Below are 11949 nucleotides of genomic sequence, written 5' to 3'. Positions count from 1 at the left end.
GGTTTTACTCTTAGTCTTTTGCTGCCAGTCGGGCTTCTTTTTCAAGCTTTTTGCGAATACGCTGACGCTTTAACGGTGACAGGTAATCCACGAACAACTTACCCTTGAGATGATCTAATTCGTGCTGAATACAAATCGCCAGTAAACCTTCTGCTTCAAGCTCAAAAGGTTTGCCATCAGCGTCGAGCGCTTTAACGGTCACTTTTTCTGCGCGATCTACCTTGGCGTAGTTACCGGGCACCGACAGACAGCCTTCCTCACTGATGGTAGAGCCTTCACTGCTTACAATTTCGGGATTAATAAAAACCCGGGGTTCGTTCTGTTCTTCGGAGACGTCCATGACCACCAGGCGTACATGACGATCAACCTGTGTTGCTGCCAGGCCAATGCCTTTTTCATCACGCATGGTTTCAAACATGTCTGCAACAAGTTGCTTTATTTCACCATTCACTTCAGCAATAGGCTTGGCTACGGTGCGAAGGCGCTCGTCCGGAAATTGTAATACGTCTAATATTGCCATCTGTCGATATTTACACTCTTTCTGTATTAAGAATTATACGCTTAGGCCGATGAGGCTATTTAACCTGCGTTAACTCGCAGTATTCTAGCCTATAGCACGTTTTCATGCAGTATTAATCACTTCTATACTGAAATATTGGGGATTGTGATCTAATAATACAAGCTATGCTGGCCGCAAAGCGTTTGAGGCGAGGGGATGAAAAGAATGTTAAAACACCTGAGTAAGTGGGGCACCGCAATAGCGGGTCTGCTTTTTTTATGCCATGCGAGTTTAGCACTGGCGTTAGAATTAAAGCCTGATGCGCCTGCGCGTTATACAGTAAAAAAGAATGATACCCTGTGGGATATTGCTGGCTTGTTTCTGGATAAGCCATGGTTATGGCCAGAGTTGTGGCGCAATAACACCCAGATTCTCAATCCTCATTTAATTTACCCCGGCGATGTGCTGGTATTAAAAATCGTTAATGGTGAACCTGTTCTGGAAATGGTGCGTCAGAAAACTCAGGTCGCCTTGTCACCGAATGCTACCCGCACCGTAAAGCCTTACGAGCCCATAAGTGTCTTACCCTGGTCGGTTATCGAGCCTTATATCCAGCATCACGAAATATTAGACGTCGGTCAGTACGAGCTTCTGCCGCATTTGCTGGGCGATAAAAATGGTTCTATGCGGTTTGTCGACGAAGATTTGGTGATGAGTCGTCGCAACGGCCGTGCCAAGGATCAGTATCGCGTTATTCGCATGCAATCTACAATCGAAGACCTGGAAGGTAATGAGTTAGGCGTGCAAATTCATCACATCGCTGATGCTTCGATGGTAGAAGATCGTGCAGAAGGCGAGTGGCTGGTAAGGATTGCAGGTTCTAATTCAGAAGCCAAACGGGGCGACAAATTACTGTTCGGCCAGCCTAAAACCGCCGGTGATATGGAATTAAAACCCGCCACAGCAGAGCAGCGCGCTTTTGTGGTGGGCAATTTGCACCAGTATGAGTTACTTGGCAAATATGATGTGGTCATTGTTGATTTAGGGGCTGAGGAAATAGAGCCCGGCACGGTAATGGGGATTTATCAGCAGGGTCCAATTATTATCGATGGCGAGGAACCTAAATACGCCACCGAAAGTAAAGTGGTGATCAGCGTATTTGACGATGGTTCAACGGTGCATCAACCCGCTCTTAAGGTGGGCGAGTTAATTATTTTCAGTACCTTTACCAATGCCAGCTACGGCATTATCACCCGCGCCAGTGACATGGTACGAACCGGTAATATTGTCGCCCAGCCTTAATCATCACACTGGCACTTCCCTGCCAGTGTGACAGGGGAGTGCGAATGCAAAATCAACTATCTACGGCGGCCAGCCAATGGTTGCTGCTAAGCCAGATCAAGAAGCGGTCTCCGGCATTTTGGCTGGCGCTGCTTGAGCACTTTAAACTGACTCTTGGCGAGCTTTTTGCGCTGTCTCCCCAGGAGTTAAGTCTCTGCGGTCTTAAACCCACGGAAATTGCACAGCTCGGTAATACAGACGTCGTCGACAGAATCAATAGCTGGCTGGCCGCCGCGCCACATCATCAGATTATGGTGATAGGCGATACAGCTTATCCTTCGCGATTGATGCAGCTTGATTCACCGCCTTTGGTGCTATTTTGTCAGGGTGATAGCCAACTGCTTAATGCCGTGCAGATAGGGATTGTTGGTAGTCGTAAGGCTACGTTACATGGGTTAAATACGGCACGACGGTTTGGTCAGGCGCTGGGCGACAAAGGCATTACGGTCACCAGTGGTCTGGCACTGGGGATTGATGGTGCGGCCCATCAGGGGGCCTATGCCACCGCCGGGAAAACGGTTGCTGTATTGGGCGGTGGTATCAACACCATTTATCCGCGTAGCCACAGTAAGTTAGCGGCTGATATCGTGGCCCACGGCGGCTGTGTGGTGACGGAGTTTCTACCCTGGGAAGAAGTCCGGCCTTATCATTTTCCTCGTCGCAACCGGTTAATCGCCGCATTGTGCCGTGGCATTCTGCTGGTGGAGGCCAAAATTAAAAGCGGTTCGATGATAACTGCTGCACTGGCGGCAGAGCTGGATACTGAGGTTTTTGCGGTACCGGGAAATATCAATAACCCCTTAAGCGAAGGGCCGCATTATCTTATTCAGCAAGGGGCCGGACTGGTAACCAGTATTGACGATATTTGTTACGAACTAGGTTTGGAGGTCTTAGCGTTACCCGGGGGCGATGAGGCGGAGTCCGACCAGGATACCAGACATCCGCCGTTGCTTAAGGAACTGAGCGGCGAAGCGGTCAGTATCGACTATCTGATGGCGAAAACGGGGATGCCGGTTCATCACTTAATGCAAAAACTGACCGAGCTTGAAATAAGCGGTAAGGTGTTGGCAGTACCGGGGGGCTACATTCTTGCCTGAATTTTGCGCAGTACATATATTCGACGGATCGCATTTATTTTGTAAGCCTGTCAACCGTTTGCTTTAGCAATCTGCTGCCGGGTAAAAAAAATGTCGAGCCAAAGCTTGGCATTGTCCGTATTTTTAGATAAGTTGAACTCAGATGCTTTGATTTTTTGCATCGACACCGTACGCAACGACTGGTCTTGAGACTTGAAAAAAGACCAGACCACTACAATAGAGTTTGCGAGGTTTGGTAGTCACCCTTTTAGTGATTGCCTCAAATTGAGGGGGAAAATGCTATGTTCGATATCCTCATGTATCTCTTCGAAAACTTCATCCATAGTGAAACCGAAATTCGCGTCGATCAGGATGAGTTAACCGAAGAGTTGGTCCGCGCAGGATTTCATCACGATGAGATATATAAAGCGCTTGCCTGGTTGGAAAAACTCGCCGCGCTGCAAGAAACCGATATTAACCCCTACTTCTGTAAAGGCATCTCCAGCAGCCTGAGTCGTATTTATACGCAACAGGAACAAATGCGTCTGGATGTTGAGTGTCAGGGATTTTTATTGTTCCTTGAACAGGTGGGTGTACTGGACGCAACCACTCGTGAGATGGTGATTGACAGAGTGATGGAGATTGATTCGCCTGAATTCTGTCTGGAAGACCTCAAATGGGTAGTGTTGATGGTGCTGTTTAACGTGCCGGGTAAAGAAAATGCCTATGCACAGATGGAAGATCTGTTATTCGAAGAGCATGACGGTATACTTCACTAATCTTATCGATTACGAAGTGTAGGTTAGTGTCCAAGATAGATCATTCTCTGTTCGAAGCGCATGAGCATGCCCTTGAGCATCAGTACGGACCATGTCCGGACTGTGGTAAAGAGCTGCGCATCCGAAACAGCAAATCAGGACCTTTCATTGGGTGTAGTGGCTATCCACAATGCCACTACGCCAAGCCCCTGCACGACAATCACACTACCACGCTAAAAATAATAGAAGACAGCCACTGCCCGGATTGCGGCTCGCCCATGGCCATTAAAAAAGGCCGTTATGGCATGTTTATTGGCTGTACTAATTTTCCGGCCTGCCACCATATCGAAAACGCCAAACCGCAAACCGACACCTCTGTGACCTGCCCAAAATGCCACGAAGGGCATTTACTTGATCGCACCAACAAATACGGCAAACGCTTTTTTGCCTGTAATCGTTATCCTCAATGTCGTTATGTGGTAAATTTCGCCCCCTTTGAGAAAACCTGTCCGGACTGCGGTTGGACTATACTGGTCGAGAAAAAAGGCCGGTTGGTATGTCCACAGCCTCTGTGTGGCTACAAAGAACCAGACAGCGACGAAAAATCAGAGTAAGAGGTAGTGAATGAGCGTTGAGTCGGTACATCAGGATGCTGATATTGCAGCGTTTGAGAGTGGCAAATTATTGGTTTACCCCACTGAAGCCGTGATGGGGATAGGGTGTGACCCGGATAACGAAGAGGCGGTACTGGCACTATTAGCGTTAAAACAGCGCCCCGTCGAAAAAGGACTCATTCTGTTAGCGGCCAATTATTCTCAGTTGTTGCCTTATGTCGATGACAACGCAATACCCCAGGACAAGCGATTTAGCATTTTTTCCTGTTGGCCTGGTCCAGTTACCTGGTTATTGCCCAAATCGGCAACCGCAGCCAAATGGCTGACCGGCGAACACGATGCCATCGCTGTGCGGGTAACGGCCCACGCCGGGGCCCGAGCGTTATGCGATAAACTGGGGCGTCCTATAGTGTCGACCAGCGCTAACCTTACCGGACAAGAACCGGCCAGAACGCCAGAACAAGCCAGACAATATTTTGCCGACAGTGTTCATTATGTTGACGGCGTTGTTGGTGGTGCATCACAACCTTCTACTATAAAAGACGCCCTAACCGGCGCCACTATTCGGAACTAATCATGAATGTCACTCCTTTAAAGGATACGCCCCAGGCTATTGAATCGGTTAAAGCGTTTTTATTAGCGCTGCAAGACAGCATTTGCCACACCCTGGAACTGGCCGACGGCAAAGGGCATTTTGTTGAAGATGCCTGGCAACGTGAAGAAGGCGGCGGTGGTCGCTCCCGGGTGATCAAAAATGGCGCGGTTATCGAACAGGGCGGGGTTAACTTTTCCCATGTGAGCGGCGCGCAAATGCCAGCTTCAGCTACGGCATCACGGCCTGAGCTGGCCGGACGCAGTTTTCAGGCCATGGGGGTTTCGTTAGTTATTCACCCACGCAACCCTTATATCCCAACGTCACATGCCAACGTACGCTTCTTTATTGCAGAAAAAGAAGGTGAAACACCTATCTGGTGGTTCGGCGGCGGTTTTGACTTAACGCCATTCTATCCGTTTAAAGAGGATGCGCAGCACTGGCATAATACGGCTAAGAAACTGTGCAAGCCCTTTGGCGAAAACGTCTACGCCGAACATAAGAAATGGTGTGATGAGTACTTCTACCTGAAACACCGGAATGAAACCCGCGGTGTCGGCGGCTTATTTTTTGATGATCTTAACCAGTGGGACTTTGAGCAATGCTTTGCTTATATCCAGGCGGTGGGCAATGGTTATCTGGACGCTTATGTGCCAATCATTGAGCGTCGTAAAAATATGGCCTACGGCGAACGTGAGCGTCAGTTCCAGCTGTATCGCCGTGGACGCTACGTTGAGTTTAATCTGGTTTACGACCGTGGCACGTTGTTTGGTTTACAAACCGGTGGACGCACCGAATCTATTCTTATGTCCATGCCGCCAATGGCCCGCTGGGAATACTGCTACGAAGCACCGGCAGGCTCGCCTGAAGCAAAACTACAAGAGTGGCTTACACCGACTGATTGGTAAAAGCGAGCCGGATCGCCGGCTTCCTTTGACGTAGATCAACCTTAATTCGCAGATTTTTAAACGTATTTTCAAACTTGTTTTAGATCAAATTTTTATTTGTCAGGAAGCGTACATTAGCCTCCATTGATTTAAACGAATGAGAAAATACACAATGAAAAAATCAGCTTTAGCTACACTAGTTCTTGCCGCACTAGTATCTGCGCCTTCAGCATTTGCCTATGAAGCCGGTGACATTATCGTTCGCGCAGGTTTAACCTCAGTTAGCCCTAACGACGACTCAAGCAACGTTAATGTAGACGCATTAGGCGGCAACGTTGGTATGGGTGTTGAAGTAGATTCAAACACTCAGCTTGGCCTTAACCTGGTTTACATGCTGGATTCAAACTGGGGTATCGAAGTACTTGCAGCAACGCCTTTCACTCACGACGTTAAGCTGGTAGATACCGCCGATAACGGTCTGGGTCTGGGCGATGGCAAACTGGCCGAAGTTACTCACTTACCACCTACTATCAGTGCTGTTTACTTCTTTGATACTAACAGTGCTTTCACACCTTATATCGGTGTTGGTGTTAACTACACCATCTTCTTTGACGAAGACTTTACTGGTGCACGTGAAGATCAAACTTTTACTGATTTAGACCTGGACAGCTCTTTTGGTCTGGCAGGACAAATTGGTTTCGATTATCAAATCGACGAAAAATGGTTAATTAACGCATCTGCTCGTTATATCGCTATCGATACAACCGCTGACTTCACCGTTGCAGACGTAAAAGGAAGTGTAGATGTTGATATCGACCCTTACGTATTTACCGTTTCTGTTGGTTACAAATTTTAATTAAACGATTTATCAGTTTCACCTTGTGTTTTTGCACTGCCTGTTGGCCCTTCTTTTGAAGGGCCTTTTTTTTACCTGTTATCCGGCAGTTGGCTCGTCATCACGGTTAATCATATGATTGGCCAGTTGGTCCAGCGCTTTTAGCAACTGATCGGCTACATTCATATCGCTAACACATTCATACATTGCCTTGCGCATACAGTACATCCACTGCGCTTTTAGTTTTGGCGTTACCGTAAAGGGTAAATGCCGGGCGCGAAGACGCGGATGGCCTCTTTCCTGTTCATACTGATTAGGCCCGCCTAACCACATGGTGAGATACAAATAAAAAACATGGCGAATGTTATCCAGCGGTAACGGATGAATTGCCAGCAGTTCAGCCGCCAGCGGATCGCGCTCCATGATGTCATAAAAGCGATTGGCCAGTTTCTTTACGGTTTTTTCGCCACCTATTGCTTGATAGGGCGTAGTAACACCAGTATTGTTGTCCGAAGTTTTCTTTCCCATACCTAATTTCGATAATAATCCCATGAAAAAGTTTGCCGTATTTGGAAATCCAATTGCTCAGAGTTTATCACCAACCATTCATCAAATGTTTGCTAAATCCTGTGGTGAGTTAATCCAGTACGACAAAATCGAGGCGCCACTGGATGCTTTCGAAGATAGCATCAATCACTTTTTTGCCGATGAAAATACGGTGGGATGCAATGTCACTGTTCCGTTTAAAGAGCGGGCATTTGCCATGGCGCAGCATAAAGATGCTGCCGTTTGCCTCGCTAAAGCCGCCAATACACTGATGTTAAATCCACAAGGCGAGTTATGCGCCTATAACACCGACGGAATCGGCCTGGTTGCCGATCTTAACAACAGCGGTCTTACTTTAGCTGGCGCAAAGGTTTTGTTGCTTGGGGCTGGTGGCGCTGCTCGCGGCGTGGTACACCCGCTTTTGAGTGCCGGAGTAACAACGCTGCATATTCTTAACCGTACTGTTGAGAAAGCGCAGGCCATAGTCAACGATGCAAATAATCAACATGTTACCGCTGTAAGCCAGCAAGCATTACTGGCTCAGTATGATGTTGTGATTAATTCCACTTCAGCCAGTTTGTCGGGGACTTTACCTGCAGTACCCGATGCTATCCTGGCCAACTGCCAGCTCGCTTATGACATGGTGTATGCAAAAGACAGCGGTAGCACGGTATTTATGACCCATGCGGCAAAGCTTGGCGCGGTACAACAATTGGACGGATTGGGAATGCTGGTGGAACAAGCCGCGGCGGCGTTTGCTATCTGGACTGGCAAACAACCCGCAACGGCTGAGGTTATAGAATACTTACGTAATCGCTAGTGGTGCGACTGGGGTTTATTCTGCTTCCGCCAGGTATTCTTCTTTTAGTTCTACGTAGTTGATTGCCGACTGTTTTAAAAAGGCAATTTCGTTTTCTTTGAGCGGGCGTTTTTGCACCATCGGATTACCTACGTACAGATAACCACTTTCCAGACGCTTATTGGGTGGTACCAGGGTACCAGCGCCAATAAATACATCGTCTTCTACTACGGCACCGTCCATAACAATGGCGCCCATGCCTACCAGGATTCGGTTTCCCAGAGTGCAGCCATGGAGCATACATTTATGCCCAATGGTAACGTCGTCACCAATGATCAGAGGATTCCCTTGCGGATTGCCGGCAGATTTACGAGTGACATGCAGAACGGTGCCATCCTGCACATTACTGCGCTCGCCTATGGTTATATAGTTCACATCGCCGCGAGCTGCGACCATATGCCATATACTGCTATCTGCGCCTATTTTGATTTCACCAACCAGGCGAGAGGAGTCTGCTATATACACGCCATCACCGATTGTTGGCATGATCCCTTTAAAGCTACTTAATGGTTGTTGCATAAAACACTCTGAGAAATTGTGGGTGTCACCAGTAACAGCCGGGTTAATCTGAATGCATAACGCGGCGCTGGTCACTTTTTAGGTGGCCTTTATTTAAACATGTTACGGCTAAAGTTTCGATAATCGCAGAGGTATCTTAAGCATGGAAGTCGCAATACAGAGTGCACATACAAATAATAAAGGCGATTTGCAGAACAGAATTTATAACGCGATGGGACAACCTTATTATTAACCGTGTTAATGCTGGTAAACTATTAAACTAATTCGTCTTGTTGTCAGGGAATTCCAATGCCTAAACGCTATGTGTTATTTACTTCATTATCTTACGCCTACTCGATATTCAGACCATTACAAAAGGCAATTAAGCAGAGAGGTGATGAAGTTGCGTGGTTTTTAGAAGAGGGGTGTCCTGATCTGTTAGATGATGATGAGAAACGGTTACACACAATTAAGGATGTCATCGAGTATGATCCGCTGGCAATATTTGCCTGCGGTAATCTTATCTATCATTTTTTACCTGGCATAAAAGTCTCGGTGTTTCATGGTTACCCCATTAGTAAGCGAGGGGAGAAAAGCCAGGCCAAAGACGACCATTTTGCGATTAGGGGATGGTTTGATATGTACTGTACTCAGGGACCAAGCAGTACAGAGTATTTTAAGACGCTGGAGCAAAAGCACGGCTACTTTAAGGTATATGAAACCGGATGGTGCAAAGTTGACCCTTACTTCGCGCCATATGAGAAGCAATCTGATAAACCCACTATTTTGTACGCGACCACGTTTAGCAAAGGAATATCATCAGCCCCCTTACTGCTTGATACCATTACAGCGCTGGCTAAAACCAGAGACTGGCAATGGCGGCTAACTTTCCATCCAAAAATTAAGGATCAGGAACTGTTAGCCAGATATCGACAGCTAGCCAGTGAACAGAACAATGTCGAGTATATAGATAACGTTCGTTTAGAGGATTTTCAGCAGGCAGATGTCATGCTGTGCGACAGCAGCTCTATCATTCTGGAATTTATGCTGATGGATAAACCTGTAGTGACCCTGCGAAACACAAATCCCGGACCACATTTATTAGATGTGAATGACCCACAGGAAGTAGAAGGGGCATTAGAAACCGCCTTAACCAGATCAGAAGCCCTGTTAAAACAGGTACAGGACTTCGCAAATCACCACGAAGCACACCGGGACGGACACAATTGCGAACGGATATTAGACGCTGTAGACGATTTCTATGTTCATCACCGTAATACAATAAAGACAAAACCCGCCAATTTGTTACGCAAATTCAAGCTGAGAAAGAAGCTTGGCTACTGGAAATAGCGCGGAAATTGCGCAAATAAAACAAATAATGAGCGAACAAACCAAATGTGACACTTTTTTTAAAATAACCGTTGACGTGTGGTCTTAACTCTCTATAATGCGCCCCACTTCAACGGGGAACGCCGAAAAGCGACTACCCGGCAATAACGCCACAGGCCTTATTGGAAGCGGGTTTCAGAGTTTTGTGAAGCAATAAAAAGTTTCAAAAAAACATTGACACTGACTCCCGAAAGCGTAGAATGCGCGCCTCACTTCAACGAGGTCTGAACGACAACGTTGATGTGGTTTGAAGTTTCAACCCTTCGAAATTAAGTTTCAAAAAGTGGTTGACACTGAAAACGAAAAGCGTAATATACGCATCCCGCTTCGGGGCTAAACACAAAAGTCTGAAGCCGCAAAGTCGAGTTAAATCAACGCTTTGCACTGTTCTTTAACAATTTATAACAAGACAATCTGTGTGGGCACTCATTAAGAGTGTCAACAACGACAATTCAAAATTTCGATATATTTAATTGAAGAGTTTGATCATGGCTCAGATTGAACGCTGGCGGCAGGCCTAACACATGCAAGTCGAACGGTAGCAGGATGTGCTTGCACATCGCTGACGAGTGGCGGACGGGTGAGTAATGCTTGGGAACTTGCCTTTGCGAGGGGGATAACAGTTGGAAACGACTGCTAATACCGCATGATGTCTTCGGACCAAAGGGGGCTTCGGCTCCCGCGCAAAGAGAGGCCCAAGTGAGATTAGCTAGTTGGTAAGGTAAAGGCTTACCAAGGCGACGATCTCTAGCTGTTCTGAGAGGAAGATCAGCCACACTGGGACTGAGACACGGCCCAGACTCCTACGGGAGGCAGCAGTGGGGAATATTGCACAATGGGGGAAACCCTGATGCAGCCATGCCGCGTGTGTGAAGAAGGCCTTCGGGTTGTAAAGCACTTTCAGTTGTGAGGAAAGGTTGGTAGTTAATACCTGCCAGCTGTGACGTTAACAACAGAAGAAGCACCGGCTAACTCCGTGCCAGCAGCCGCGGTAATACGGAGGGTGCGAGCGTTAATCGGAATTACTGGGCGTAAAGCGCACGCAGGCGGTTTGTTAAGCTAGATGTGAAAGCCCCGGGCTCAACCTGGGATGGTCATTTAGAACTGGCAGACTAGAGTCTTGGAGAGGGGAGTGGAATTCCAGGTGTAGCGGTGAAATGCGTAGATATCTGGAGGAACATCAGTGGCGAAGGCGGCTCCCTGGCCAAAGACTGACGCTCATGTGCGAAAGTGTGGGTAGCGAACAGGATTAGATACCCTGGTAGTCCACACCGTAAACGCTGTCTACTAGCTGTGTGTGAATTTAATTCGTGCGTAGCGAAGCTAACGCGCTAAGTAGACCGCCTGGGGAGTACGGCCGCAAGGTTAAAACTCAAATGAATTGACGGGGGCCCGCACAAGCGGTGGAGCATGTGGTTTAATTCGATGCAACGCGAAGAACCTTACCTACACTTGACATGCAGAGAACTTTCCAGAGATGGATTGGTGCCTTCGGGAACTCTGACACAGGTGCTGCATGGCTGTCGTCAGCTCGTGTCGTGAGATGTTGGGTTAAGTCCCGCAACGAGCGCAACCCTTGTCCTTAGTTGCCATCATTTAGTTGGGCACTCTAAGGAGACTGCCGGTGACAAACCGGAGGAAGGTGGGGACGACGTCAAGTCATCATGGCCCTTACGTGTAGGGCTACACACGTGCTACAATGGCAAGTACAGAGGGAAGCGAGACAGTGATGTGGAGCGGACCCCTTAAAGCTTGTCGTAGTCCGGATTGGAGTCTGCAACTCGACTCCATGAAGTCGGAATCGCTAGTAATCGCAGGTCAGCATACTGCGGTGAATACGTTCCCGGGCCTTGTACACACCGCCCGTCACACCATGGGAGTGGGATGCAAAAGAAGTAGTTAGTCTAACCTTCGGGAGGACGATTACCACTTTGTGTTTCATGACTGGGGTGAAGTCGTAACAAGGTAACCCTAGGGGAACCTGGGGTTGGATCACCTCCTTACGTAAAGTCGTTGGACGACTTGATGTAGTGCCTACACAGATTGTTTTGTTAT

Annotated in this window: 12 protein-coding genes and 1 rRNA gene; 10 read left to right on the top strand and 3 right to left on the bottom strand. The window is 47.7% G+C overall.

What is annotated here, in order from left to right; translation table 11 throughout:
- Window positions 1-10: 10 nt before the first annotated feature.
- Window positions 11-520, bottom strand: a complete 510-nt coding sequence (gene def, locus BFC17_RS14560) for a peptide deformylase (protein ID WP_070177230.1) — start codon at window positions 518-520, stop codon at window positions 11-13.
- 195 nt (window positions 521-715) lie between these two features.
- Between def and BFC17_RS14555 the strand changes: the two genes are divergently transcribed.
- The 7 genes from BFC17_RS14555 (at window position 716) to BFC17_RS14525 (ending at window position 6623) form a co-directional block, all read left to right on the top strand.
- Complete coding sequence (locus BFC17_RS14555; protein ID WP_070177229.1) at window positions 716-1801, top strand: LysM peptidoglycan-binding domain-containing protein; 1086 nt, start codon at window positions 716-718, stop codon at window positions 1799-1801.
- Between the two features lie 44 nt (window positions 1802-1845).
- On the top strand, window positions 1846-2937 hold the full coding sequence (gene dprA, locus BFC17_RS14550; RefSeq protein WP_070177228.1) for a DNA-processing protein DprA: 1092 nt from the start codon (window positions 1846-1848) through the stop codon (window positions 2935-2937).
- A gap of 281 nt (window positions 2938-3218) precedes the next feature.
- On the top strand, window positions 3219-3695 hold the full coding sequence (locus BFC17_RS14545) for a DUF494 family protein (protein WP_070177227.1): 477 nt from the start codon (window positions 3219-3221) through the stop codon (window positions 3693-3695).
- A 26-nt stretch (window positions 3696-3721) separates the two neighbouring features.
- Complete coding sequence (locus BFC17_RS14540) at window positions 3722-4288, top strand: DNA topoisomerase family protein (RefSeq protein WP_070177226.1); 567 nt, start codon at window positions 3722-3724, stop codon at window positions 4286-4288.
- 10 nt (window positions 4289-4298) lie between these two features.
- Entirely contained in the window at window positions 4299-4862 is a 564-nt protein-coding gene (gene tsaC / locus BFC17_RS14535) for an L-threonylcarbamoyladenylate synthase type 1 TsaC (protein ID WP_070177225.1), read from the top strand.
- Between the two features lie 2 nt (window positions 4863-4864).
- Window positions 4865-5788 carry an oxygen-dependent coproporphyrinogen oxidase gene (hemF, locus tag BFC17_RS14530; protein ID WP_070177224.1) on the top strand — a complete coding sequence of 308 codons (924 nt, stop codon included), beginning with the start codon at window positions 4865-4867 and terminating at the stop codon, window positions 5786-5788.
- A 151-nt stretch (window positions 5789-5939) separates the two neighbouring features.
- Window positions 5940-6623 (top strand): OmpW/AlkL family protein, encoded by a 684-nt coding sequence (locus tag BFC17_RS14525; RefSeq protein WP_070177223.1) that lies wholly within the window; start codon window positions 5940-5942, stop codon window positions 6621-6623.
- Window positions 6624-6701: 78 nt separating this feature from the next.
- On the opposite strand, the gene BFC17_RS14520 is transcribed toward BFC17_RS14525, so the two are convergent.
- Entirely contained in the window at window positions 6702-7154 is a 453-nt protein-coding gene (locus BFC17_RS14520) for a group II truncated hemoglobin (RefSeq protein WP_070177222.1), read from the bottom strand.
- Here BFC17_RS14520 and aroE point away from each other — a divergent pair.
- Window positions 7153-7968 carry a shikimate dehydrogenase gene (aroE, locus tag BFC17_RS14515; RefSeq protein ID WP_070177221.1) on the top strand — a complete coding sequence of 272 codons (816 nt, stop codon included), beginning with the start codon at window positions 7153-7155 and terminating at the stop codon, window positions 7966-7968. The genes BFC17_RS14520 and aroE overlap by 2 nt on opposite strands.
- Window positions 7969-7983: 15 nt before the next feature.
- Here aroE and BFC17_RS14510 read toward each other — a convergent pair whose 3' ends face one another.
- Window positions 7984-8526 carry a gamma carbonic anhydrase family protein gene (locus tag BFC17_RS14510; RefSeq protein WP_070177937.1) on the bottom strand — a complete coding sequence of 181 codons (543 nt, stop codon included), beginning with the start codon at window positions 8524-8526 and terminating at the stop codon, window positions 7984-7986.
- A gap of 288 nt (window positions 8527-8814) precedes the next feature.
- Between BFC17_RS14510 and BFC17_RS14505 the strand changes: the two genes are divergently transcribed.
- Both BFC17_RS14505 and BFC17_RS14500 read left to right on the top strand, forming a co-directional pair.
- Window positions 8815-9855, top strand: a complete 1041-nt coding sequence (locus BFC17_RS14505; RefSeq protein ID WP_070177220.1) for a UDP-N-acetylglucosamine 2-epimerase — start codon at window positions 8815-8817, stop codon at window positions 9853-9855.
- Window positions 9856-10364: 509 nt separating this feature from the next.
- Window positions 10365-11897 (top strand): 16S ribosomal RNA (locus tag BFC17_RS14500).
- Window positions 11898-11949: the final 52 nt, after the last annotated feature.

It is taken from the genome of Marisediminitalea lipolytica, from assembly GCF_001758465.1.
Taxonomy (GTDB): Bacteria; Pseudomonadota; Gammaproteobacteria; order Enterobacterales; family Alteromonadaceae; genus Alteromonas; species Alteromonas lipolytica.
Note: the sequence above shows the minus strand (reverse complement) of the source record. Positions and strands in the feature narration are given on the sequence as shown.